The sequence below is a fragment of the Kribbella polygonati genome (assembly GCF_050320105.1).
Taxonomy (GTDB): Bacteria; Actinomycetota; Actinomycetes; order Propionibacteriales; family Kribbellaceae; genus Kribbella.
On the sequence record NZ_CP190129.1, the window covers coordinates 4,370,739 to 4,392,649 of the forward strand.

The 21,911-nt window shown below is 69.9% G+C and carries 25 protein-coding genes and 1 tRNA gene; 9 read left to right on the forward strand and 17 right to left on the reverse strand.

Annotation, left to right across the window (positions count from 1 at the left end; genetic code table 11):
* Positions 1-5: 5 nt before the first annotated feature.
* Positions 6-86, forward strand: a tRNA-Leu gene (locus tag ACQHIV_RS20725).
* Between the two features lie 4 nt (positions 87-90).
* Here the strand turns inward: ACQHIV_RS20725 and ACQHIV_RS20730 are convergent.
* The 4 genes from ACQHIV_RS20730 to ACQHIV_RS20745 form a co-directional block, all read right to left on the reverse strand.
* Positions 91-486, reverse strand: a complete 396-nt coding sequence (locus ACQHIV_RS20730; protein WP_427884620.1) for an arsenate reductase ArsC — start codon at positions 484-486, stop codon at positions 91-93.
* On the reverse strand, positions 483-1,202 hold the full coding sequence (locus ACQHIV_RS20735; protein WP_427884621.1) for an MIP/aquaporin family protein: 720 nt from the start codon (positions 1,200-1,202) through the stop codon (positions 483-485). Before ACQHIV_RS20735 ends, ACQHIV_RS20730 begins: the two co-directional genes overlap by 4 nt.
* Positions 1,199-1,891 (reverse strand): helix-turn-helix domain-containing protein, encoded by a 693-nt coding sequence (locus tag ACQHIV_RS20740; RefSeq protein WP_427884622.1) that lies wholly within the window; start codon positions 1,889-1,891, stop codon positions 1,199-1,201. The genes ACQHIV_RS20735 and ACQHIV_RS20740 overlap by 4 nt, the downstream gene beginning before the upstream one ends.
* A gap of 254 nt (positions 1,892-2,145) precedes the next feature.
* Positions 2,146-2,505, reverse strand: a complete 360-nt coding sequence (locus tag ACQHIV_RS20745; protein ID WP_427884623.1) for a metalloregulator ArsR/SmtB family transcription factor — start codon at positions 2,503-2,505, stop codon at positions 2,146-2,148.
* A gap of 78 nt (positions 2,506-2,583) precedes the next feature.
* On the opposite strand from ACQHIV_RS20745, the gene ACQHIV_RS20750 reads away from it, so the two are divergent.
* Positions 2,584-4,122: an FAD-dependent oxidoreductase gene (locus ACQHIV_RS20750; RefSeq protein ID WP_427884624.1), complete on the forward strand. Its 1,539-nt coding sequence runs from the start codon at positions 2,584-2,586 to the stop codon at positions 4,120-4,122.
* Positions 4,123-4,828: 706 nt separating this feature from the next.
* Here ACQHIV_RS20750 and ACQHIV_RS20755 read toward each other — a convergent pair.
* Positions 4,829-7,000, reverse strand: coding sequence for a DUF222 domain-containing protein (locus ACQHIV_RS20755; protein WP_427884625.1), 2,172 nt, complete (start codon positions 6,998-7,000; stop codon positions 4,829-4,831).
* 175 nt (positions 7,001-7,175) lie between these two features.
* Here ACQHIV_RS20755 and ACQHIV_RS20760 point away from each other — a divergent pair, with 175 nt between their 5' ends.
* Positions 7,176-7,343 carry a hypothetical protein gene (locus ACQHIV_RS20760; RefSeq protein WP_427884626.1) on the forward strand — a complete coding sequence of 56 codons (168 nt, stop codon included), beginning with the start codon at positions 7,176-7,178 and terminating at the stop codon, positions 7,341-7,343.
* Here the strand turns inward: ACQHIV_RS20760 and ACQHIV_RS20765 are convergent.
* Positions 7,321-8,424 (reverse strand): PEP/pyruvate-binding domain-containing protein, encoded by a 1,104-nt coding sequence (locus tag ACQHIV_RS20765; protein WP_427884627.1) that lies wholly within the window; start codon positions 8,422-8,424, stop codon positions 7,321-7,323. The genes ACQHIV_RS20760 and ACQHIV_RS20765 overlap by 23 nt on opposite strands.
* 115 nt (positions 8,425-8,539) lie before the next feature.
* On the opposite strand from ACQHIV_RS20765, the gene ACQHIV_RS20770 reads away from it, so the two are divergent.
* From ACQHIV_RS20770 to ACQHIV_RS20780, 3 genes are read left to right on the forward strand one after another with little or no spacing between them, the layout of a single operon-like run.
* A complete protein-coding gene (locus ACQHIV_RS20770; RefSeq protein WP_427884628.1) occupies positions 8,540-9,454 on the forward strand; it encodes a hypothetical protein in 915 nt (304 codons plus the stop codon).
* 11 nt (positions 9,455-9,465) lie between these two features.
* Positions 9,466-9,849, forward strand: a complete 384-nt coding sequence (locus ACQHIV_RS20775; RefSeq protein ID WP_427884629.1) for a hypothetical protein — start codon at positions 9,466-9,468, stop codon at positions 9,847-9,849.
* The gene (locus ACQHIV_RS20780) at positions 9,849-10,418 is read left to right on the forward strand and encodes a transcriptional regulator (protein ID WP_427884630.1); all 570 of its coding nucleotides are present in this window, start codon (positions 9,849-9,851) and stop codon (positions 10,416-10,418) included. The genes ACQHIV_RS20775 and ACQHIV_RS20780 overlap by 1 nt, the downstream gene beginning before the upstream one ends.
* Here ACQHIV_RS20780 and ACQHIV_RS20785 read toward each other — a convergent pair.
* Genes ACQHIV_RS20785 through ACQHIV_RS20800 form a run of 4 tightly spaced genes read right to left on the reverse strand, consistent with a single transcriptional unit; the run spans position 10,405 to position 13,195 of the window.
* The gene (locus tag ACQHIV_RS20785; RefSeq protein ID WP_427884631.1) at positions 10,405-10,998 is read right to left on the reverse strand and encodes a hypothetical protein; all 594 of its coding nucleotides are present in this window, start codon (positions 10,996-10,998) and stop codon (positions 10,405-10,407) included. The genes ACQHIV_RS20780 and ACQHIV_RS20785 overlap by 14 nt on opposite strands.
* Before the next feature lie 2 nt (positions 10,999-11,000).
* A complete protein-coding gene (gene rdgB, locus ACQHIV_RS20790) occupies positions 11,001-11,606 on the reverse strand; it encodes an RdgB/HAM1 family non-canonical purine NTP pyrophosphatase (RefSeq protein WP_427884632.1) in 606 nt (201 codons plus the stop codon).
* Positions 11,603-12,319, reverse strand: a complete 717-nt coding sequence (gene rph, locus ACQHIV_RS20795) for a ribonuclease PH (RefSeq protein WP_427884633.1) — start codon at positions 12,317-12,319, stop codon at positions 11,603-11,605. Before rph ends, rdgB begins: the two co-directional genes overlap by 4 nt.
* Before the next feature lie 9 nt (positions 12,320-12,328).
* Positions 12,329-13,195 carry an SGNH/GDSL hydrolase family protein gene (locus ACQHIV_RS20800; RefSeq protein ID WP_427884634.1) on the reverse strand — a complete coding sequence of 289 codons (867 nt, stop codon included), beginning with the start codon at positions 13,193-13,195 and terminating at the stop codon, positions 12,329-12,331.
* A 146-nt stretch (positions 13,196-13,341) separates the two neighbouring features.
* Between ACQHIV_RS20800 and ACQHIV_RS20805 the strand changes: the two genes are divergently transcribed.
* The gene (locus tag ACQHIV_RS20805; protein WP_427884635.1) at positions 13,342-14,514 is read left to right on the forward strand and encodes a Gfo/Idh/MocA family protein; all 1,173 of its coding nucleotides are present in this window, start codon (positions 13,342-13,344) and stop codon (positions 14,512-14,514) included.
* A 172-nt stretch (positions 14,515-14,686) separates the two neighbouring features.
* Positions 14,687-15,505 carry a hypothetical protein gene (locus ACQHIV_RS20810; protein WP_427884636.1) on the forward strand — a complete coding sequence of 273 codons (819 nt, stop codon included), beginning with the start codon at positions 14,687-14,689 and terminating at the stop codon, positions 15,503-15,505.
* Here ACQHIV_RS20810 and ACQHIV_RS20815 read toward each other — a convergent pair.
* The 5 genes from ACQHIV_RS20815 to murI are packed head-to-tail and all read right to left on the reverse strand — an operon-like array spanning position 15,493 to position 20,052.
* On the reverse strand, positions 15,493-16,086 hold the full coding sequence (locus tag ACQHIV_RS20815) for a TetR family transcriptional regulator (RefSeq protein WP_427884637.1): 594 nt from the start codon (positions 16,084-16,086) through the stop codon (positions 15,493-15,495). The two genes, ACQHIV_RS20810 and ACQHIV_RS20815, sit on opposite strands and share 13 nt — an antisense overlap.
* Positions 16,083-17,579: a DHA2 family efflux MFS transporter permease subunit gene (locus ACQHIV_RS20820; RefSeq protein ID WP_427884638.1), complete on the reverse strand. Its 1,497-nt coding sequence runs from the start codon at positions 17,577-17,579 to the stop codon at positions 16,083-16,085. The genes ACQHIV_RS20815 and ACQHIV_RS20820 overlap by 4 nt, the downstream gene beginning before the upstream one ends.
* Before the next feature lie 60 nt (positions 17,580-17,639).
* Complete coding sequence (locus ACQHIV_RS20825) at positions 17,640-18,467, reverse strand: alpha/beta fold hydrolase (protein WP_427884639.1); 828 nt, start codon at positions 18,465-18,467, stop codon at positions 17,640-17,642.
* Positions 18,448-19,194, reverse strand: coding sequence for an MBL fold metallo-hydrolase (locus tag ACQHIV_RS20830; RefSeq protein WP_427884640.1), 747 nt, complete (start codon positions 19,192-19,194; stop codon positions 18,448-18,450). The genes ACQHIV_RS20825 and ACQHIV_RS20830 overlap by 20 nt, the downstream gene beginning before the upstream one ends.
* 54 nt (positions 19,195-19,248) lie before the next feature.
* Positions 19,249-20,052: a glutamate racemase gene (gene murI / locus ACQHIV_RS20835; RefSeq protein ID WP_427884641.1), complete on the reverse strand. Its 804-nt coding sequence runs from the start codon at positions 20,050-20,052 to the stop codon at positions 19,249-19,251.
* Positions 20,053-20,219: 167 nt separating this feature from the next.
* Between murI and ACQHIV_RS20840 the strand changes: the two genes are divergently transcribed.
* Positions 20,220-20,582: a hypothetical protein gene (locus ACQHIV_RS20840; RefSeq protein ID WP_427884642.1), complete on the forward strand. Its 363-nt coding sequence runs from the start codon at positions 20,220-20,222 to the stop codon at positions 20,580-20,582.
* 96 nt (positions 20,583-20,678) lie between these two features.
* Here ACQHIV_RS20840 and ACQHIV_RS20845 read toward each other — a convergent pair whose 3' ends face one another.
* Both ACQHIV_RS20845 and ACQHIV_RS20850 read right to left on the reverse strand, forming a co-directional pair.
* Positions 20,679-21,626 (reverse strand): PLP-dependent cysteine synthase family protein, encoded by a 948-nt coding sequence (locus ACQHIV_RS20845; RefSeq protein ID WP_427884643.1) that lies wholly within the window; start codon positions 21,624-21,626, stop codon positions 20,679-20,681.
* On the reverse strand, positions 21,626-21,910 hold the full coding sequence (locus tag ACQHIV_RS20850; protein ID WP_427884644.1) for a MoaD/ThiS family protein: 285 nt from the start codon (positions 21,908-21,910) through the stop codon (positions 21,626-21,628). Before ACQHIV_RS20850 ends, ACQHIV_RS20845 begins: the two co-directional genes overlap by 1 nt.
* Position 21,911: the final 1 nt, after the last annotated feature.

A 21,911-nucleotide genomic window follows, 5' to 3' on the forward strand; every position in this document is an offset into this window, starting at 1 on the left:
CCTCAGCCAGAGTGGTGGAACGGCAGACACACCGGCTTTAGGTGCCGGCGCCCCCGGGCGTGCGGGTTCAACTCCCGCCTCTGGCACAACTCAACTCAGTTCGGCCAGCAGCGCGACGACGCGGCTCCGGATCTCGTCGCGCACCTGGCGGACCACCTCGATGGGCTGACCGGCGGGGTCGGTCAGCTTCCAGTCCTCGTACCGCTTGCCCGGGTAGAACGGACAGGCATCGCCGCAGCCCATCGTGACGACCACATCGCTGTCCTGCACGACGTCCGCTTCGAGCAGCCGGGGTACGGCCTGGGTGATGTCGATCCCCACCTCACGCATGGCCTCGACCGCCACGGGGTTGAGCTGACCGGCGGGTTCGGAACCTGCGGACCGTACGTCGACCGCGTCACCGGCAAGGTGGCGCAGCCAGCCCGCGGCCATCTGCGAGCGCCCGGCGTTGTGGACACAGACGAAGAGGACGCTGGGTTTGCTCATGAGGGTGCTCCCGCTGTGGTTTCGGTCTTAGGTACGACGACCTCGGGGTGAAGGACCACGACCAGGGCGACGCCGATCGTTGCGCCGACGAACTGGAACGCGACGAAGCCGGGGACCGAGCTGGGCGCGATGCCGGCGAACGTGTCGGTGAAGGCCCGGCCGATCGTCACGGCGGGGTTGGCGAACGAGGTGGATGAGGTGAACCAGTACGCCGCACCGATGTAGCCGCCGACGGCGATCGGCACGCTCGCGGCGCGGCCGGTGCTGGTGAGCGTGAAGATCAGCAGGACGAGTCCGGCGGTGGCGACGGTCTCGCCGAGGTACAGGTGCCCGGCGGAGCGGTGGGTGGTCGACCAGGACACGGCGGTTTCGCCGTACATCAAGTTCGCCAGGACCGCCCCGGCGATGCCGCCGACGATCTGGGCGGAGAGATAGGCGGCCACCTCCGATGCGGTGCGGCCGGTACCGGTACGCCGGCCGAGCCACCAGTCCGCGAGGGTGACGACGGGGTTGAAGTGCGCGCCGGAGACCGGGCCGAAGATGAGGATCAGCACGGCCAGCCCGAGCGCGGTCGCGAACGAGTTCTCCAGCAACTGGAGGCCGATGTCACCGGGCGAAAGCTTGGCGGCGGCGATTCCGGAGCCGACCACGACGGTGACCAGCAGGCCGGTACCGAGTGCCTCGGCGAGCACCTTGCGCCATGCGGGCGCGGTCATCGCTTGCTCCCGGTGGAGTCGGACACGGCGGGAGCCAACCGGTCGATCCGGTCGGCGATCTCGACGTACGCCGCCTCGAAAGCCGCGTCGGTATCCACCGCCGCGGGGTCCGGGATCGACCAGTGCAAGCGGGCCCGTCGGTCGGCGGCGAGGTGTTCGTGGGCGTTGTCGCAGACCGCGATCAGCAGGTCGGTTCGGCGTACGACGTCCTGCAGGCGCGACGTACGCCAACCGGCCGGATCGAGGCCGTGCCGACGGGCAACCTTCGATGCGCGCGGGTGTACCCGGTCCGCGGGTTCGGTGCCGGCCGAGACCGCGGGGACCTGGCTGCGGCGGGACCAGATCGCCTGGGCGAGCTGGGAGCGCGCCGAGTTCTGGGTGCACACGAACACGACCCGCTTCGCCGCGAGCAGGTGAGGTGTGGTGATGGCCGCCAGGGCTTCGGGCTCGAGGCGCACGTACGTACGTCGCCTGTCACCCTCGGAACGGGTCCGTACGACGAGACCGGCATCCTCGAGCACCTTCAGGTGATGAGCGACCAGGTTGGTCGGAAGATCCAACGCAACACCGAGTTCACCGGGAGCAGCGTCACCGGCCACCAGCCTGTCCACAACCGCGAGACGCACCGGATCACCGAGCGCAGCGTGAATCCGGGCCCGCTCAGTCAGCGTAAATCGCTCAACATCCATTGACTCAATAATCACTGAGCCAACCAATCCCGTCAAACACAGGCGCCACAGAGGCCCCCCTCGCGCCGGCCAGAGCAGCCGCCACCCCCTCGCCAGACCGAGCAGCCGTCACGCCTTCGCCAGGCCGAGCGCCCGTCACGCCCTTCGCCAGGCACAGCAGCCGTCACCCTCCTCTCGACGGGCGGAGCAGTTGTCGCGCCCCCGTTGCCGGGCCTGACAGGTCAGCGGTCATGACGGCCGGAGGTTCGGACAGGTCAGCGGTTGGTAGCAGGCTCCGGCACGGCCAGCAGACCTGCCACCCAGCGCAACTTCTCCGGCACCGACCAGTAGTAGACCCAGGTGCCGCGGCGCTCACAGTCGACCAGTCCAGCCGCACGAAGCACCTTCAGGTGATGAGAGATCGTCGGACCACTCACATCGAACCTCGGAGTCAGGTCGCACACGCAAACCTCACCCCCCGCCGACGTAATGATCGAAAACAGCCGCAGCCGAACCGGGTCAGCGAGCGCCTTGAACACCGTCGCCCCCTCAACAGCCCCCGCCTCGTCGAGTGCCGCATCAGAGATCGGCGCACAACAACCAACCTGGGCCACCGTGATCCCTTGTTTCGACATGGATCTATCTTGACTCCCATCTAATCAACAGGCAAGCTGACTCTTGTTTCGATGATCTTCTAGACAGGGAGTTGGATCGTGGACGACCAGACAGCACCGATCGTCGTCATCGGCGCCGGCCCGATCGGCCTGGCAGCAGCCGCACACCTCGCCGAACGCGGCCTGAACTTCGCCGTACTCGAGTCCGGCCCGACCGTCGCGTCGGCGATCGAGGAATGGCGCCACGTCAAACTGTTCAGCCCCTGGCGCTACGACATCGACCCCGCCGCCTGCCGCCTCCTCCAACAGACCGCCTGGCCCGAACCCGACCCCACCACCCTCCCCACCGGCGGCGACCTCATCGACGCCTACCTGCAACCCCTCACCAAAACCCCCGAACTGAACAACCACATCCGCTACAACACCCGCGTAGTCGCCATAACCCGCATCGGCTACGACCGCCTCCGCACCGCCGGCCGCGAAGCCGCACCCTTCCTCCTCCGCCTGGCCGACGGCACCGACCTACTGGCCTCCGCAGTAATCGACGCCTCCGGCACCTGGCACACCCCCAACGTCCTAGGCGCCTCAGGCATCCCAGCCCACGGCGAGCTCAGCCTCCCCCAGACCCCGCCCCACACACCCAGCACACAAGGCACCACCCACGCGCCACCAATCACCACCGGCACGCACCCCGCCGCACACACCTCGCAGAACCCGCTCAGCCCGGACCGCGTCACGCCTGCCTTTCCCAGCACACCCGGCTTTGGCAGTATCGCGCACGCGCTACCCGATGTGCTCGGCGCGGACCGCGACCGCTATGCCAGGCGCCGTACGGCGGTCGTCGGCGCCGGCCATTCGGCCGCAACCACGCTCATCGACCTCGGGCGACTCGCCGACGCTGAGCCCGGTACCGAGATCGCCTGGGTGGTACGCGGCGACGACCAGGCGCGCACGTACGGCGGCGGCGACGCGGACGAGTTGCCCGCGCGCGGCGCCCTCGGCTCGCGCTTGAAGGAACTGGTCCGGTCCGGGAGGGTCGAGCTCATCAGCTCGTTCCGGATCGAGTCCGTGGGTACAGCCAACGGTCGCGTCGTACTCACCGCCGGCGAACGAACCGTCGTCGCCGACACCGTGGTGAACTCCACCGGCTTCCGCCCCGACCACACCATCGTCTCCGAACTACGCCTGGACCTCGACCCGATCCTGGGTTCGACCCGCGCACTGGCCCCACTGATCGACCCCAACCAGCACTCCTGCGGCACGGTCCCGCCACACGGAGTCGACGAGCTCACACACCCGGAGCCCGGGTACTACGCCATCGGCGCGAAGTCATACGGCCGCGCCCCCACCTTCCTGCTCGCCACCGGCTACGAACAGGCCCGCTCGGTCGTCGCCGCCCTGGCCGGCGACTGGAGGGCCGCCCGCGACGTCCAACTCAACCTCCCCCAGACCGGCGTCTGCTCCTCCAACCTCGCATACGGCAACAGCACAACCGAATCCACCACCTGCTGCGCCCCCACACCCCAACCCGCCAACACCACCACCCCCACGCCCCACACCCCAGCAACCAACCTCAGCGTCGCCGGCCTACTACCCCTCATCAACAACACCCCCAATCCAACAACCTGCTGCGACTAACGCCCCCACGGCAGACACCGAACGACGGACCGTGAGCGGCACACGGCGCACGGCGCACGGCGCACGGCGCACGGCGCACGGCGCGAGCGGCGAGCGGCGAGAGGCGAGCAGCGAGCAGCGGACAGCACGCGACGCGAGGCGGGCGGCGAGCAATGGACGGCGAAGTCACGGGCGGCGGACAGCACGCAATGCACGGCGAGCAGCGGGCAACGCGCAGCATGCAACGCGCAGCATGCAACGCACGGCGAGCGGCGGACAGCGAAGTGACGGGCAACGGGCGACGGGCGGCGGGCAACCGGGCAACAGGCGGCGGGCGGCGGGCGGCGGGCAACAGGCGGACAGCGGACAACACGCAACGCGGGGCGGGCGGCGAGCAGTGGACGACGCCGAGGCGGACGGTGGACAGCCGGCAGCACGCAACGCGCGGCGGGCCGCGAGCAGTGGGCAGCGAAGCGATGGACGGCGGACAGCGGACGACGAGCGACGGGCGACGCCGAGGCGCGGAGTAGCCAGCCGCACGCCCCGGGACACGGAGTGGCGAATGGCATGCGGCGGCGCCCAGGTCTCCTCCACGATGCCCGTACGTCGCAGAGCCGTCCGGCGTGAGGTCCTCGCGATCGGCACAAGCAGCCCGCCGCCCCAGCCCGCGGCCGGCGGCTGGCGGCCGGCGGCTGTGGTGAGCGCCACCGAGGCCGGGGCTGCGCCGTCAGCCGGAGCCCAACTCAGATGTTGCGAAAGACGGCGGACCGGTCGCGGGCTCGGTCGGCGCGCGCTCGCCCCACACCGCGAAGCAAGCCGCAGCAGCAAGGGTCGCTTCGTCAGCCTTCCACCGACCGGCCCGTTCAGCAGGCACGGCTGACCCACCCCAGGGCTCGCCTGATGGCTCGCCAACTCCGGCCGCTCCGGGTCTGCCGTCGGAGCCCTCAGGCCCGGCGGGCACGGCACCCGGCGTCTCAAGTGCATTCGGCACTCCGCCGGATGACTGTTCAGCTCGGTCGGACGGCTGATCAGATCGACCGACGCCTGCAGCCGTAGACCGGGTGGAGCCACCACCAGCGGGTCGTGCAGACCCAGTACGGACGGGTCGCTCGGGATCGGCACCCGCAGGTTCCGCAGAGTCCGCCTCTGCAGGTCGCGCGAGGCAGTCGGCCGCAGGTTGGACAGGCTCCGCCCCCGCAGGCCGCATGCATGCAGCCGCAGATTGGACAGGCTCCAGGCCCGCCGGTCTCGCGAGTGGTTCACCCGCAGTTCGGGCCGGGGCCGCCCCCGCAGGTCGCACGAGGCAGTCAGCCCCAGGTTGGGCAGGCTCCGCCCCCGCAGGTCGCACGAGGCGGTCAGCCGCAGGTTGGGCAGGCTTCGCCCACGCAGGCTGCAGCGGAGGTCCAGCAGTAGGTTGGGTGGGACCAGCACCTGCAGGTCGCACGCATGCAGCCGCCGGCTGGACAGGCTCCGCCGCCGGTCGCGTGAGGGATTCAGCCGCGGGTCGAGATCGCTCCGCTTCCGCCGGTCGCGTGAGGTATTCACCCGTAGGTTGGGCAGGCTTCGCCACTGCAGGTTGCAGCGGGTTTGTAGCCGCCGGTCGGGTGGAGCCGGCGCCTGCTGGTCGCGTGTATGCGGCGGCAGGTTGGGCTGAGCCCGCTTCTGCGGGTTGAGGGAGGTTCGTGTCCGGTGATTGGGCGGCACGTACGGCGGTGGTGTCGGCCCAGGCTGGGCGGGCTACCTGGACTTTGCCGTCGGTGATGGTGATGCGCCAGCGACCGTTGTGCAGGTCCACGTGATGACGACGGCACAGCAACGCCAGGTTGTTGAGGGCGGTGGGTCCGCCGTCCAGCCAGGAAGTCAGGTGGTGGGCGTCGCACATCACCGGCGGAGCCGCACACACCACACAGCCTCGGTCCCGGGCGACCAGGGCGTGGCGGATGTGTCTGGTGACCAGGCGTTCACGGCGCCCGACGTCCAGCGGTTCGGAGTTCGAACCCAGCACCAGCGGGATCACGTTCGCGTCACAGGCCAGGCGCCGGACGGTGGCCGCGGACAGGTCGTCGCCGTACACGGTCTGGCCGGTCGCGTGCGCGGTCGCCGACCTCAGGTCGTCCAGGTCGATGGTGACGGTGATGTTCGCCTTCGCGCCGTGCCCGGCGGTGTCGGTGTCCCACGCGTTCGACGCGACCGTCAACGCGGCGGTCAGCGCGTCGGCCTGACGCTTGTCCCGCGGACGGGGATCATGCTCACCGTCAACGGTCTTGTGCGGACGGGCACCAGCATGCACGATCGCGCGCAGCAGCTCGGCGTTCTCGTTGGCCAGGTAGCCGCGGAACTTCACCCCATTCTCCGCGGCACTCAACGTCAACGACTCGCGCTCGTACGCCTTCTGCTCTTCGGGTTCGGGGCCGTCCGCGTCGATCCGGTCGCACAGGTGTTTGGCGGCGGCCCGCAGTTCCTGGGGAGTGTGGGTGGGGACGAGGCCGACCAGTTGCTGTTCGGTGACGTCGAGGGTTTCGACCGGGACGCGGGCGCGGACGCGTTCGAGTTCGGTGATGATCGCGGCCGCGTGGCCGGTCTGCAGCTGGTGGACCGTGCCGTCGGTCGACTCGACACCGTCGGTGAGGGCGGTGTTCACGGCCCGGTACTTGGGCAGCGCGCGGGCCAGGCGGACGTCGCGCCAGACTTCGGCGCGGTCGCGGCGGTGGCGAAGAGTCAACAGTTCGACGGTGTCGCGGGCGCCGACTTCCTCGGCCAGGCCGTCGGTCTCGGAGCGGGCGATGAGTTGCAACTCGACGGATCGCAGGCGGACGATCTCGGCACGAACCTCATCCAGGGCAGACAGCACCTCATGGTTGCCGATAGCAACCACCGGGCGTCCGCCGAGAATGTCCATGCCGATGACTGTAGCTGGCGGCTCCGACAGTTTTCAAAGCCAGAAACCCCCTATTTTTAAGGGAATTTGTTATCCACAGATTTGGGAGCGTCCCCATCGGCTGTGGAGACGGATTCTGTGGATTCCAGTTAGCTGGGGGGGGTGTGGGTGGGGTGGATGACGGTACGATCGGGGCATGGGGAGACAGGTGCTCGCCGGGGTGTACGTGGCGGTGATGGTTGCGGTTGTGGTTGGTGTGGATGTGGGGTTCTTCCGGCACCAGTTCTGGCCGCGGCTGTTCGTCAACGTTGGGATTGTGCTGGTGTTTCTCGCGTTTTATCTCAGGTTTCTGAAGCGGGGCTGAGGTGTACGGCGCCGGTTGAGCCGTTGAGGGTGACGCCGGAGCCGGTGGGGATGCGGGCCGTTGCGTGCGGGATGGCTACGACGGCGGGGATGCCTTGTTCGCGGGCGACGATCGCGGCGTGGGAGAGCATGCCGCCGGTTTCGGTGATGACGCCGGCGGCGATCGACAGGAGGGGCGTCCAGGCCGGGTCGGTGTGTGGGCAGATGAGGATGTCGCCCGGGCATACGGACGCGAAGTCGGCGGGGCCGCGGACGATGCGTGCTGGGCCGGTCGCGGTGCCGTGACTGGCCGGGGTGCCGGTGAGGGTTGACCCGGGTTCGCTGTCGGTGGAGCTAACCGATGCAGCGGAGGCGCCTGCGAGATTGGTCGTCTCAGTGAACCGCACAGGCGGGGTGGATGGCGCCTGGCGCGTGGGTGGCGTGGATGAGGCGGGTCGTGCGGGAGGCGTGGGTGCGGTGGGGTTGTGGGTGGGGGTTGGGGGGTGGGTGGTGATGGGGCGGGATTGTAGGAGCCAGATGGTGTTGGTGGTGATGGACCATTCGATGTCTTGGGGGGTGCCGAAGGCGGTGGCGGCCTGGGTGGCGAGGGTGGATAGGTGTTGGGCGGTGGTGTTGGAGAGGGTTGGGGTACGGCGTTGGGGGGTGGGGACCGGGCGGGTGACCAGGCGGGTGCCGTCGCGGTGGAGGGCGGTGGGTTTGTCGGCGATTGTGCTGGTGACGGTGCCGTTGTGGACTTTGTAGCGGTCGGGGGTTACGCGGCCTTCTACGATGCTGGGGCCTAGGCCCCAGGAAGACTCGATGAGGGTGGAGCCGTCGGGTGAGGTGAAGAGGACGCCGGAGATGTCTGCGTCTACGTGGTGCTGGATGATGACGGCCATTGCTGGGGGTGGGGCGTCTTTGCGGTACGCCGTTGCGCGGTCGGAGCGGAGGGATGCTCGGCAGGCTTGTACGGCGGCGGCGATGGCGTCGAGTCCGTGTATGCCGAGGAAGGTGTCGTACTGACCCGCGGCTGACGCTTGGCCGGTGTCCTCGTTGGAGGCTGAGGAACGGACGGCGACTACTGGGTCCCCTGCAGCTGCCAACCAGGTTCGCAGCTCCTCCAGTTCCTCCGCCGTTAGCTCCTCACCGCCAATCTCACTGCGGGTGGGGGCGGCGGGTGGTGCGGGCGCGGCCGCACCGGGTCCGCCGGGCGAGTCGGTGCCGGCAAGTGCGGCGGCGGAGGCGGAGGCAGCAGCGGAGGCAACGCTGGAGGCGGCCGGGGTGGCCGGGCTGGCCGGGCTGGCCGGGCTGGCCGGGCTGGCCGGGCTGGGGGCAGTGGCGGCAGTGGCGGCAGTGGCGGCGGCCGGGGTTGCGGTGGTGGCCGGGGTGGGGGCGCAGGGTGGTGTGGGTGCGGCCGCACCGGGCGCACCGGGCGAGTCGGCGCCGGCAAGCGCGGTGGCGGAGGCGCCAGGGGCGGAGACGGAGGCGGGCGCGGCGGCGCTCGCGGCGGTGGAGGCGGCAGGGGCGGGCGCGGAGGCGGGCGCGGCACTGGCGGCGGAGGTGGCGGCCGGCGTGGCGGTGGTGACGGCGGCGGTGGAGGCGGTGGTGGTGGTGGAGGCGGTGGAGGCGGTGGCGGCCGGGGTGGCGGTGGCGGTGGCAGGGGCGGAGACGGAGGCCGGCGCGGCGGCGGCGCTCGCGGCAGTTGAGGCGGTGGCGCAGGCGTCAGGGGCGGCGGGCGCGGAGGCGGGCGCGGCGCTGGCGGCGGCGGTGGAGGCGGTGGTGGACGCGGTGGCCGGGGTGGCGGTGGTGACGGCGGCGGTGGAGGCGGCTGCGCTGGCGGGGGTGGCGGGGGTGGCGGGGGTGGCGGGGGTGGCGGGGGCGGCGGCGCTGGCAGTGGTGGCAGTGACGGGGATGGCAGTGGTAGTGGCGGGGGTGGCAGGGGGTTGTGGGTGGGCGGGTGGGAAGGGGATTACTACGCCGTTGGGGACTGGGAGGCCGGCTTGGAGGAGGGTGGCTAGGGAGGAGGCTTTGGGGCCGCAGGTGGTGGGGGTGGCTTGGGATAGGGGGATCAGCATGGAGGGGGCCTTCTATCAACGGGACGTTGACAATGTTTTGTTGACAACGTTTTGTTGATGATCCACTGTATGGGGGTGCGACGCAACCAGGACTCGGATCAGGTGCAGGCTGAGCGGCAGCGGGCTGCTCGCGAGCAGTTGTTGGCGAAGGGGGCCAAGGACGTGCCGGCGAGGCCTTGGCGGCCGTGGCCGGTGCCGTTGTCGGCGGTGGATCTTACGCAGTTCGCGGCGTGGCGGGCGGCGGAGTTGGGGGCGGAGGAGCTGCTGGCGGCGTTGGCGTTGTTGCCGGCGGCGCGGGCCGAGGTGGATGAGGTCGAGGCGGGGTTGTTGTTCTTGGCAAGGAGTTCGGGGCTGACGTGGGCGGAGATGGCGGAGGCGATGGGATTCAGTTCGCCGCAGGCTTGTCAGCAGCGTTTCAACCGGCTCGCGGCGCGCCAGGACGGGGTGTCGTGATGTTGCCTGTGTTGCATGCGGTGCGGTTGCTGGGGTTTGCGGATGCGCGGGCGATCGCGCGGCGCTTCGGCTTGTCGGTCAGCGAGACGCAGGACGCGCTGGCGGAGGCCGAGGCGCGCGGGTGGACGACGTACAGCAGCTTTGCGGGGAGCTCGGGGTGGTCGCTCACCGAGGAAGGGCGGGCGGAGAACGAGCGGCTTCTGAAGGCCGAGGGTCATACAAAGACTGTGCAGAAGGTGTACGACGAGTTCCTGCCGCTGAATGCGTTGCTGCAGCAGGCGTGCACCGATTGGCAGTTGAAGCCGACCGCCGACGATCCGCTGGCGGCGAACGACCACTCGGATCCCGCGTGGGACGCCGGCGTACTACATGAGCTGAAAGCCCTGGAGCGTGCGCTCGTCCCGCTCAACGCGAAGCTGCCGCTCCCCCGGTTCCGCGGGTACGACGTGAGGTTCGCACACGCCCTCCAGAACGGCTGGGTCGACCGGAGTGACGTGGACTCCTGTCACCGCGTCTGGTTCGAACTGCACGAGGATCTGATCGCGACGCTCGGGCTCACTCGCTCCTAGTCGCGTCCAGGTACGCCGCGCCCCGCGGCGAGATCCGGTACCCGACCTCGAGACTGTAGGTCAGCCCAAGGTTCTTCAGCTTCCGTACGTCGAGCTTGAACGGCGCCGTCTCCCGCCCGACCGACGCGGCCAGGTCCCCCGCCCGGACGGCCGGCGTGTTCTCGATCAGCTGCAGCGTCTGCAACGTCCAGGGACCATGGTTGCTGAGGGCATCGAAACGCGCCAGCCGTTCCTGCAGGTCGGCCAGGTCGGCCGACGACAGCTCCGACTGCGACGCGAGCTCCTCGCGCGGATCCGGCCCCGAGACCAGATGGAACCGGATCAGGAACGTCGGCAGCGACTCGTCGCCGCGCAGCCGGCGGCGGACGTCGCGGGCGTTCTGCCGGTCGGCCAGCCGTACGTCGGCGTCCGTGTCGGCGATCAACTCCGGATTCACCTCGCGGATGCTGTCGATCTCGATCCGTCCGGCGTTCGTGCGGTACACCCGTCCCTCGACGACCCGCGGCTCGGCCCACCGCCGGTACGCGACGGTGATCCGCCCGTCGGCAACCCCGTCCCGGTCAGAACCCGCGAACAACATGCCTAACTCCCCAATGCCTTCGCGACGATCGGGGCCAGCGAGCGCAGCGCCTTGCCCCGGTGGCTGATCGCGTCCTTCTCCTCGATCGACAGCTCGGCCGTCGTCCGGTCGTACCCGTCCGCCTGGAAGAGTACGTCGTACCCGAACCCACCGGTCCCCCGCAACGAGCGGATCACCGACCCGCGCATCTCGCCGAGGACGATCTCGTCCGGCCCGTCCGGCCGGACGAACGCGACCGCCGCCACGAACGACGCCCCGCGCCGCTCGTCCGGGACGTCCTCCAACTGCCCGAGCAGCAGCACGTTGTTCGCGTGGTTGTCCTTCGCCGGACCCGACCAGCGCGCCGACAGTACGCCGGGCATCCCGTTCAGCGCGTCGACGCAGATGCCGCTGTCGTCCGCGATCGACGGGAGGCCGGTCGCCTTCAGCGCCGCGTGCGCCTTCAGCAGCGCGTTCCCCTCGAACGTCGGCTCGGTCTCGGCCGGTTCGTCGTACGGCGGGACGTCGCCGAGTCCGAGCACCTCGATGCCGGGCACGATCGGGGTGAGGATCCGGCGCAGTTCCTCGAGCTTCTTCTTGTTGTTCGAGGCCAGCAGGACCTTCGTCACGCGAGCGCCTCCTGCTGCACCTTGGCCAGGTCCGCGCAGCCCGCCAGCCCCAGCGACAGCAGGCTGTCCAGCTCCGCGCGGTCGAACGGCGCGCCCTCCGCGGTGCCCTGCACCTCGATGAACTTCCCGTCGCCGGTGATCACCAGGTTCATGTCGGTCTCGGCCCGGACATCCTCCTCGTAGCAGAGGTCGAGCATCGGCGTACCGTCGATGATCCCCACCGAAACCGCGGAGACGGTGCCGGTCAGCGGCTCGCTCTTCAGCAGCTTCCGCTCGCGCAGCCAGGAGACGGCGTCGGCGAGCGCGACGTACGCGCCGGTGATCGCCGCGGTCCGGGTGCCGCCGTCGGCCTGGAGTACGTCGCAGTCCAGCAGGATGGTGTTCTCGCCGAGCGCCTTGTAGTCGATCACGGCCCGCAGCGAGCGGCCGATCAGCCGGGAGATCTCGTGGGTACGGCCACCGATCTTGCCCTTCACGGACTCGCGGTCCGAGCGGGTGTTGGTGGCGCGCGGGAGCATCGCGTACTCCGCGCTCACCCAGCCGAGCCCGGAGCCCTTGCGCCAGCGCGGCACGCCCTCCGTCACACTCGCCGCGCACAGCACCCGGGTCCGCCCGAACTCGACCAGCACCGAGCCCTCGGCGTGGTCGAGCCACTTCCGGGTGATCTGCACCGGGCGGAGCTGGTCGGCATTACGTCCATCGATACGGGCCATGCCCCGACCCTATGCCTCCAGGCGCTGGACCTCCGCATTGGTGGCGGGTGGAAGGGGGACGCCGGAGGAGCGGATCGCGGCCGGCCGCGCGAACTGGGCGACTGCCATCCGGGCCGCCCACGGCAGCAGGTCGTGCGCCCGCCGGCCCAGCCACGGAGCACCCTCGCGGACCATCCACACCGCGTCGGCCCACCTGCTCGGCGGCCGGTACGCGCAGTCCAGGTCCGGCGGTACGTCGATGGGCACGCCGCGGACCGCCAGCTCGTCCGCGAACACCCGCGCGAGCTTGCGATGCCCGCGCTCGCCCGGATGCAGCCGGTCGATGCTCCAGAAGTCGCGCCGGTAGACCTCCGGGTAGTCGGCCATGTCCAGGCGGATCCCGCCGTACCGGGCATGCAGGTCGTCGAAGATCAGGTTCACCTGCTCGATTCGCCGCCACAGTGGCCGGCGCAGCCACTTCGGCAGGCCGAAGACCTGCCCGTGGTCGTGGAACCGGACCGTGAGCAGCAGGGCGCCACGCGCCGTCAGCCGGCCGGCGATCAGGTCCAGGTCGTCGCGGATCCGGTCCGCGTCGAACGTGGATCGCAGGGTGTCGTTCACCCCGACGATCAGGGAGGCGAGGTCGATCGGCGCGTCGCCGGTCTCGGGAAGCTGTTCGGTCGCGACGACCGGCACGGTGGCGCCGCTGGTCGCGAAGTTGGAGAAGGTCACACGGTGGGAGCTGGCCAGGGAGTCGGCGAGCAGCGAGGCCCAGCCCCGCCACCCCTCGCCCGGGCGCGCGCCGGCACCGGACAGGTCGGTCGTACTGCTGCCGTTCAGCGGGTCCCCGACCCCTACGGTGGTCGAGTCCCCCAGTGCCACGTAGTGGAGGCTCACATTCCGCCATGGTGACGGCACGGAGCGATACCTCGATGTGCGGCGGGTGACGGGCAGCCCAATTCCAGAGAGAGGATCGGTGATTGATTGACAGAATTGCTCGGAGTTAGGCTGTTGCAAACAACTATGTGCAGGAGTTGCCTGGTATGACTGATCTTCGGTTTGGCGTCGTGGGCCTCGGTGCCCGCAGCCGCATCGCGCAGTACGCGCACCGTCCCGGCGAGGGCTCCGAGGTCGTGGCCCTGGCCGACCCGTCCGCGCCGCAGCGGGATGCGGCCCTCGAGCTGTACCCGGAGGCGACCGCGTACGCCGACCACACCGAACTGCTCGACCAGAAACTCGATGGGGTCTTCCTGACCACGCCCGACGACCTGCACGAGGGTCCGGCCGTCGACTTCCTGACGGCCGGCGTGAACGTCTTCGTGGAGAAGCCGCTGGCGATCACCACCGAGGGCTGCGACCGCGTGCTGCAGGCGGCGTACGACTCCGGCGCGCGGCTGTACGTCGGCCACAACATGCGCCACATGCCCGTCGTCCTGACGATGCGGAAGCTGATCCAGGACGGCGCGATCGGCGACGTGAAGGCGATCTGGTGCCGGCACTTCGTCGGCCACGGCGGCGACTTCTACTTCAAGGACTGGCACGCCGACCGCAGCCGGACCACGGGCCTGCTGCTGCAGAAGGGTGCCCACGACATCGACGTGATGCACTGGCTGGCCGGCGGGTACACGACCCGGGTCAACGCGATGGGCGCGCTCACGCTGTACGGCGGGATCACCGACCGGCAGGACCGCTCCGGGCAGCGGTTCAAGGACTTCGTGTCCACCGACAACTGGCCGCCGCTGGAGCAGAAGGGGCTGGCGCCGGTGATGGACGTCGAGGACATCTCGCAGGTCAACCTGCTGCTCGACAACGGCGTCCTGATGAACTACGAGCAGTGCCACTACACGCCGGACTACTGGCGCAACTACACGGTGATCGGCACCCACGGCCGACTGGAGAACTTCGGCGACGGGCCGGGCGGCGTGGTGAAGGTGTGGAACAGCAAGCGCTCCGGCTACCGCGAGGACGCCGACCAGGTCGTCGAGATCGAGGGCGACACCGAGAACCACGGCGGCGCCGACCCGCACCTGGTCGCGGAGTTCGTGAACTTCGTCCGCGACGGCGGCGCGACGCTGACCTCCCCGGTCGCGGCCCGCGCCGCGGTGGCCGCCGGGTACGCCGCGACCCAGTCGCTGCGCGCGGACGGCGTACCGCAGGACGTCCCTCCGCTGGACCCGGCCCTGGTCAGCTACTTCGACAACGGGCAGTCCCGCTGAGGGTGCTACTCTCGTCGACGTGACCAGGTACGCCGCGATGCGAATGCTGAGCCCTCGATGCGGGAGGACCTCAGCGGCGTAGGCACATGTGCTTGCAGCGAGAGGCCCCCGATGTCGGGGGCCTCTTTCGTTTTCGAGACCGAGACAGCTGCAGACCACCTTGGAGTGCCACATGATCACGTACATCACCGACTGTCACGACGGTAACGCCCGCGCCAGACTCAGCACCCGGATCGGCGCGCTCTTCGGCCAGGCCCCGACGATCGTCGCCGCCGACGGGCCCGATCCGGAGTCGTTCGCCGCCCTCACGCTGCTCGACTGCCTGATATCCCTGGACCTCCTCGGCGAAGCGGGTCATCCGACGATCACGCTGCTCAACATCGCGCCGCGGGACGGCGTCTGGCCGAACGGCGTACCGTTCTGCTACTTCCACTACGGCAAGCACCTGGTCGTCAGCACCTTCAACGCCCGCGTGCTGTCGCTCGTACGGCGGGAGCTCGGCATCGAGAAGGTCCACGTCACGGACATCCGCGAGGCGGTGACCGCGGCCGGGTTCGACCAGGCCGACGTCGACAAGATCGCCGGCACCCAGTTCCGCAGCCTCTGGTACGTGCCGTTGCTGGCGAAATGGGTCGCGGACGGGCGGCCGGTGCCCGCGACCGACACCGCCGTACCGGAGCTCGCCGACGCCGAGCCGGTGGTCGCACACGTCGACAACTTCGGCAACTGCAAGCTCGACCGCGGCCTCGACCTGGTGATCGGCGGCACGCTCCCCGTTGCCCGGCGCAACGATGACGGCAGTACGACGGTGGTCGACGTGCCGGTCTACCCGCACCTCACCGCCGTACCGCGGAACTCCCCCGGCCTCGTCCCGGGCAGCTCCGGCACCGGCTTCACCGAGCTGGTCATCCGCGGCGCCTCGGCCGCGGCCGCCTTCGGACTCCGCCCCGGCGACACGGTACTGGAGCCCGTCAGCGCTCAGGTGGCGTGAGGCTCCAGCGTCAGGCCGGCGAGTTGGTCGAAGGCGTCGTCCATCGTCTTCAAGTACTCCGGCAGCGGCGCGTCGACGGCCAGGAACTGGTACGTCGCCATCACCACGCCCACGACCGCGCCCGCCCAGGCGCGGACCGCGAAGTCGTCGGCGGCGCGGCCGGTGCGCTCGGCGGCGAGGCCGGCCAGCAGGTCGATGCCGCCGTACAGCTGGTCGAGCATCCGGACCCGCAGTTCGGGGACGCTCATCACCAGCCGCTGGCGCTCGGACTCGAGCGCCCACTCGTCGTCGCTCAACACCTCCAGGCTCTGCCGGATCGCGGCCCGGAGCGCCTCGGTCGGGGGCAGCTCGGCCGGCTGGCCGCGGAACAGCTCGATCATCAGCGGGTCCAGCCGGTCGAAGACGATCGTGTCCTCCTTGGTCGGGAAGTACCGGAAGAACGTGGCCGGCGACACCTCGGCCGCGGCGGCGATCTCCTGGACCGTCGTCTCGGCGTACCCCTGGTCCCGGAACAGCCGCAGCGCGTGCTCCTGGATCGAGGCCCTGGTCTTCGCCTTCTTCCGCTCCCGCAAACCACTCATACCTTGATTGTGACTGCTTCCTTCACGACGTCGGTGGTACGGCGTGGCAGGAACGCCAATGCCAGCACGATCGACACGGCCGCGAGACCACTGCACGCCCAAAGGGTGACGTCCATGCCGTTCACAAAGGCCGACCGGGCGGACCGGGTCAGTTCAGGCGAGCCGATGGCGATCGCGGCCGACGCGCTGTCCCGGGCGACATGGGCTGCCGCGGGCGGGAGGCCGGTCACGTCGAGGTGGCTGCGGTACGCCGCATTCAGCACCGTGCCGAGGATCGCGACGCCGAGCGTGCCGCCGACCTGCCGGGACGCCTGGATCAGCGCGGAACCCGAACCGCTCCGGTCGAGCGGCAGCGCGGCGAGCGCCAGCCCGTTCATCGGCGGCAACGTGAACCCGATGCTCAACCCGACCAGGCTGACCCAGATCGCCGTGAACCCGTACCCGTCACCCACCTTCGTGAGCGCCCCGACCGCCAGGCCGACCAGCATCAGCCCGAACCCGAACACCACCGACACCCGGGCGCCCGCCTTCTCCAGCAGGCGTTCGGCGACCTTCGCGCCGATCAGCATCCCGCCGATGATCGGCAGCAACCGCAGCCCGGCCTGGAACGCGTCGGCGCCCTGCACGGCCTGGAACAGCTGCGGCAGTACGAACAGCAGCCCCACCAGCGCGAACGACGCCAGCGTCGCGAGCACCGTGCCCCAGGTGAATCCCGCCGACCGGAACAACGACAGCTCGATCAACGGGTCCGCCGTACGCCGGGCCCACGCCCAGAACGCGACCAGGAACGCCAGCCCGCCCACGATCCCGCCGAGCGCCCACGCCGAGCCCCACCCGTGCTCCCCCGCCGCGATGAACCCGTACGTCAGCGCTACCAGCCCCGCCGCGGTCAGCAGGATCCCCGGTACGTCGATCCGCCGGGACCGGCGACCGGCCGTCCGCGGGATCAGTACGGCGACCGCGACCAGCCCGACCACGACCAGTGGCAGGTTGATCAGGAACACCGAACCCCAGCGGTAGTGGTCGAGCAGCCAGCCGCCGAGCAGCGGGCCGAGTGGGATGCCGATCGAGTTCGCCATCAGCCAGATCGTCATCGCCCGCTGCCGTTCCGCGGGCGCGAACAGCAGGTTCAGCAGCGACATCGAGAGCGGGATCAGGAACGCGGACCCGATGCCGAGCGCCGCCCGGCCCGCGATCAGCTGACCCGGCGTCCGCGCGAACGCACAGGCCGCCGACGCCAGCCCGAACACCACGAGCGCCCCGAGCATCAGCCGTTTCGGCCCGAACCGGTCACCGAGCAGCCCGGCCGGCAGCAGCAGCGACGCGAGCACCAGCGTGTACGCGTTCGCGAACCACTGCAGCTGACTCGTGGACGCCTTCAGATCGGTCGCGAGCGTCGGCAACGCGACGTTCAGCACGGTCAGATCCAGCCCGATCACGATCAGGCTGACCGACATCGCCCCCAGGGCCCACCACCGGCGCGGATCCAGCATGACGAACACCTCTCTGAGATCAACTCTAATTTGAGAGTAGATCTCAGAATTGCGATCTGTCTAGCGCACGGCGCCGCGGAGTACCTCCCGGACCAGGTCGGGCTGCTCGAGCCACGGCGAGTGACCGGCGTCCGGGATCAGGTGGAACATGCGGTTCGGGACGTGCTCGGCAAGGTCCCGGACGGCCCAGGACGGGCGCGGGTCGCCCTCGCCGTGGACGAACGTGACCGGCGCCTGGATCGTCGCCGCCCGCGCCTTCAGCTCGTCGTCCGACACGCGCCCCACTGCCCCGAGCGCGCGGTTGGCAGCGAAGTTGATCGGCAGGTCGACGGACGCGCTCGCGTACGCCCACTCCATCGCCCGCTCCCGGTCCGCGTGGTCGGTAAACCAGGACAGCGCCCGGAACTCGATCTCCTCGGCCTGCGACCGCGGCCGTCCGGACAGCTCCTCCAGCCGGGCGTCCTGCTCCGGCGTGATCCGGCGCGCGCGTTCCTCGTGGTACGCCGTCCGCCAGTCGCCGACGCCGACCCCGTCGAGGTACCCGACGCCGGCCACGTGATCGCCGTACGACGCGGCGTACGCCATCGCGAGCGAGGCGCCGAACGAGTGGCCGAGGACAACGATCCGTTCGTGCCCGAAGTACGCGCGGAGCTCGTCGATGTCCTGCGCGCTACGGTCCATCGACTGCGTGTCGGACGGACCCGAGCGACCGCAGCCGCGCTGGTCGAAGCGGTGCACGACGGTGAGGTCGTCGAGCATCTCCGCCAGTACCTCGTGGTCGTCCCACAGTCCCGGCCCGCCGTGCAGGATCACGACCGCCGGGCGCGCCGTCGCCGTACCGGTCGTTGCGGTCCACAACCGCACGCCGTCAGATGTCGAAAACGGCATGCGGGGTAGCGATCTCGACGGGTCCGGAGAACGTGCGGCGGGCGTGCTCGGCCTGGGTCTCGCGGTCGTACCACGGCGGCACGTGCGTGATCACGAGCCGCTTCACGCCGGCCTTCTTCGCGTGCTCCCCGGCGTCCGACGGGGTCAGGTGCAGGTCCACCGGGTTGGCCGGGTCGTTGTCCTGCAGGGCTGCTTCGGACAGCAGCACATCAGCGCCCCGGGCAAGCTCCACGAGCGCGTCGTTCGGGCCGGTGTCGCCGGTGTAGACGAGCGACTTGTCGCCGTACTCGACCCGGATCGCGTAGGCCGGCACCGGGTGCACCATCGGCGCGGTGCGGATCGTGAACGGCCCGACCTGCTGGACTTCCTGCCAGGCATGGAATTCCAGCTCCTCCCGCATCCCGGGGTCGAGCGGCAGGTCGTACGCCAGCGCCATCCGCTCCGCCGTACCGGGCGGGCCGAAGACGGGGATCCGCGGGATCGGCGACCCGGGCGCGTAGCGGGCCGCGACGTACAGGCCGCAGAGGTCCATGCAGTGGTCAGGATGCAGGTGGGACAGGCCGATCGCGCCGATCTCCGGGACCCGGAGATGCCGCTGCAGCGAACCGAGCGCGCCACTGCCGAGGTCGAGAACCAGGTGGAACCCGTCGGCGGTGACCAGATAGCTCGAGGCGGCCGAGTCCGGTCCGGGTACGGACCCGGAGCAACCGATCACGGTGAGCTTCATACCTGGAACCCTACCGGCGAGTCGCCTCCGGCGCAGGACGATTCAGGTCACACCTCAACGCACCCAGGCGAACTGGTCGACGTTGGCCAGCGCCGGGCCGAGGAAGCGCGAGCCGATCGCGGCGAACTCGGCCGGGTTGCCGGTGGTCACGAACCGGTGCTCCGGCGCCGGCAGGTGGTCGGGGCGCAACAGGTTCGTCTTGGTGAGCACGGAGTACACGTCCTTCGCGCACTCCTCGGCGCTGCTGACCAGCGTGACGTTGTCGCCCATCACGTACGAGATCACGCCGGTGAGCAACGGATAGTGGGTGCACCCGAGGATCAGCGTGTCGACGCCGGCCTCGACCAGCGGGTCCAGGTACTCGTGCGCGGCCTCCAGCAACTCCGGCCCGGACGTCACACCCGACTCGACGAAGTCCACGAACCGCGGGCAGGCGCGGGTGAACAGCTCCACCTGCGGCGCGGCCGCGAACCCGTCCTCGTACGCCAGCGACTGCGCGGTCGCCTTCGTGCAGATCACGCCGACGCGCTGATTGCGCGTCGCGGCAACGGCCCGGCGCGCGGCCGGCAGGATCACCTCGACCACCGGTACGTCGTACCGCTCGCGGGCGTCCCGCAGCATCGCGGCGCTCGCCGAGTTGCAGGCGATCACCAGCATCTTCACGCCGGCGTCGACCAGGTGGTCGAGACACTCGAGCGCGTACTCGCGGACCTCGGCGATCGGCTTCGGGCCGTACGGCTGCCGGGCCGTGTCGCCGAGATACAGGATCGGTTCGTGCGGCAACTGGTCCAGCACCGCGCGGGCGACGGTGAGTCCCCCGAAGCCAGAGTCGAAGATCCCCACCGGTGCGTCAGCCACGCGAAAAGCTTATACGTGTCCGGTGGCGGGCAGACCGGAAGCCAGCCTTACCTAAGCTTTGCGGACGACACGCCGGGGTTGTCCACATCTTTACGTTATGGAATTGCCTTTTCGCGTGATGCACGCCACTCTGGAGCGATGTTTGTTCGACCGCCCCTCGTGATGCCATGAACCTGCTGCATCACCTCGCGGTGGCCCTGAATACCACCGCCGCACCAACTCCGCAGCCCGACCACGTCGCTGTCGCAGGACAGGCGGCGAGCCAGAGTGCGGAGTCGAACAACGGCACGGCAGCCGACGTCGCGTCCTCGATCGGACCGGCCGGCCTGCTGCTGTTGCTGCTGATGGCGACCGTCGTTGTGTACGTCGTCTCGCTGTCGCTGCACCCGAATGCCAAGTGCAACAGGTGCAAAGGTGCCGGCCGGCACCACGGCAGCATCTTCAGCTACGCCCAGCGCCCCTGCAGCAGTTGCAAGGGCCGCGGGGTCCACCCACGACTCGGCCGCCGGGTCCTGTTCAAAGAACCGTAGGATGACCTAACCCCTGCAAAAGATGCCCTGAGCAACAAACAGGGCAGCGAGCCTGGTCCGGCACTCCGCCCGCCGGTCCGGCTCACGCCCAGAGAATCAGGCCCAGAGCTGGCCTTCGAGGCGGTCCTCGGCCTCGTCGATCGTGCCCTCGTACGCGCCGGTGGACAGGTACTTCCAGCCGCCGTCCGCGACCACGAAGGCGATGTCCGCCTGCTCGCCGTCCCGCACGCACCTGGCCGCCTGGCCGAGCGCCGCGTGCAGGATCGCGCCGGTGGAGATCCCGGCGAAGACGCCCTCGTTGTCGAGCAGTTCACGCACCCGGCGTACCGCGTCCCGCGGTCCGACCGAGAAGCGCGCGTCGATCAGCGTCTTGTCGTACAGCTCCGGGACGAAGCCCTCGTCCAGGTTGCGCAGGCCGTAGACAAGTTCGCCGTACCGCGGCTCGGCGGCGACGATCTTCACCTCGGGCTTGTGCTCGCGGAAGAACCGGCCGGCGCCCATCAGCGTGCCGGTGGTGCCGAGGCCGGCGACGAAGTGCGTCACCGACGGCAGGTCCTCGAGGATCTCGCGCGCGGTGCCGTCGTAGTGCGCGAGCGCGTTCGACGGGTTGCCGTACTGGTAGAGCATCACCCAGTCCGGGTGCTCCTCGGCCACCTGCTTCGCGACCCGGACCGCCTCGTTGGAGCCGCCCGCGGCCGGCGACGAGATGATCTCGGCGCCCCACATCCGCAGGATCTGCCGGCGTTCCTCGGAGGTGTTCTCCGGCAGCACGCAGACCATCCGGTAGCCGCGCAGCTTCGCGGCCATCGCGAGCGAGATACCGGTGTTGCCCGACGTCGGCTCGAGGATCGTGTTGCCCGGGCGCAGCCGGCCGTCCTTCTCGGCGTCCAGCAGCATCCGCAGCGCCGCCCGGTCCTTGATCGAACCGGTCGGGTTGTGGTCCTCCAGCTTCGCCCACAACCGCACGTCGGCCGACGGCGACAGCTTGGGCAGCCCGACCAGCGGCGTACCGCCGACCGAGTCGAGCAGGCTGTCGAAACGCATCAGACCGCGCCGCCGGCGACTGCCGGGAGCACTACCACGACGTCGCCGTCCTTCACCTCGGTCTTCAGGCCGCCGGTGAAGCGGACGTCCTCGTCGTTCACGTAGACGTTCACGAACCGGCGCAGCTCCTCCGGGTCGCCCTCCACGATCCGCTCCTTGAGGCCCGGGTGGTTGCCGTTCACGTCGTCGATGAACGCGGCCAGGTCGGACCCGTCACCGGTGACCGCCTTCGCCCCGCCGGTGTAGGTGCGCAGGATCGTCGGCACGCGCAGCTCGATCGCCATC

What these genes read in the sequence shown, in the direction of transcription:
- ACQHIV_RS20730 (WP_427884620.1), bottom strand. Translation starts at nt 486, where the DNA reads ATGAGCAAACCCAGCGTCCTCTTCGTCTGTGTCCACAACGCCGGGCGC.
- ACQHIV_RS20840 (WP_427884642.1), top strand. Translation starts at nt 20,220, where the DNA reads ATGAACCTGCTGCATCACCTCGCGGTGGCCCTGAATACCACCGCCGCA.
- ACQHIV_RS20845 (WP_427884643.1), bottom strand. Translation starts at nt 21,626, where the DNA reads ATGCGTTTCGACAGCCTGCTCGACTCGGTCGGCGGTACGCCGCTGGTC.
- ACQHIV_RS20780 (WP_427884630.1), top strand. Translation starts at nt 9,849, where the DNA reads ATGTTGCCTGTGTTGCATGCGGTGCGGTTGCTGGGGTTTGCGGATGCG.
- ACQHIV_RS20735 (WP_427884621.1), bottom strand. Translation starts at nt 1,202, where the DNA reads ATGACCGCGCCCGCATGGCGCAAGGTGCTCGCCGAGGCACTCGGTACC.
- ACQHIV_RS20850 (WP_427884644.1), bottom strand. Translation starts at nt 21,910, where the DNA reads ATGGCGATCGAGCTGCGCGTGCCGACGATCCTGCGCACCTACACCGGC.
- ACQHIV_RS20755 (WP_427884625.1), bottom strand. Translation starts at nt 7,000, where the DNA reads ATGGACATTCTCGGCGGACGCCCGGTGGTTGCTATCGGCAACCATGAG.
- ACQHIV_RS20830 (WP_427884640.1), bottom strand. Translation starts at nt 19,194, where the DNA reads ATGAAGCTCACCGTGATCGGTTGCTCCGGGTCCGTACCCGGACCGGAC.
- ACQHIV_RS20785 (WP_427884631.1), bottom strand. Translation starts at nt 10,998, where the DNA reads ATGTTGTTCGCGGGTTCTGACCGGGACGGGGTTGCCGACGGGCGGATC.
- ACQHIV_RS20775 (WP_427884629.1), top strand. Translation starts at nt 9,466, where the DNA reads ATGGGGGTGCGACGCAACCAGGACTCGGATCAGGTGCAGGCTGAGCGG.
- ACQHIV_RS20740 (WP_427884622.1), bottom strand. Translation starts at nt 1,891, where the DNA reads ATGGATGTTGAGCGATTTACGCTGACTGAGCGGGCCCGGATTCACGCT.
- ACQHIV_RS20810 (WP_427884636.1), top strand. Translation starts at nt 14,687, where the DNA reads ATGATCACGTACATCACCGACTGTCACGACGGTAACGCCCGCGCCAGA.
- ACQHIV_RS20825 (WP_427884639.1), bottom strand. Translation starts at nt 18,467, where the DNA reads ATGCCGTTTTCGACATCTGACGGCGTGCGGTTGTGGACCGCAACGACC.
- ACQHIV_RS20805 (WP_427884635.1), top strand. Translation starts at nt 13,342, where the DNA reads ATGACTGATCTTCGGTTTGGCGTCGTGGGCCTCGGTGCCCGCAGCCGC.
- ACQHIV_RS20815 (WP_427884637.1), bottom strand. Translation starts at nt 16,086, where the DNA reads ATGAGTGGTTTGCGGGAGCGGAAGAAGGCGAAGACCAGGGCCTCGATC.
- ACQHIV_RS20820 (WP_427884638.1), bottom strand. Translation starts at nt 17,579, where the DNA reads ATGCTGGATCCGCGCCGGTGGTGGGCCCTGGGGGCGATGTCGGTCAGC.
- ACQHIV_RS20745 (WP_427884623.1), bottom strand. Translation starts at nt 2,505, where the DNA reads ATGTCGAAACAAGGGATCACGGTGGCCCAGGTTGGTTGTTGTGCGCCG.
- rph (WP_427884633.1), bottom strand. Translation starts at nt 12,319, where the DNA reads ATGGCCCGTATCGATGGACGTAATGCCGACCAGCTCCGCCCGGTGCAG.
- ACQHIV_RS20760 (WP_427884626.1), top strand. Translation starts at nt 7,176, where the DNA reads ATGGGGAGACAGGTGCTCGCCGGGGTGTACGTGGCGGTGATGGTTGCG.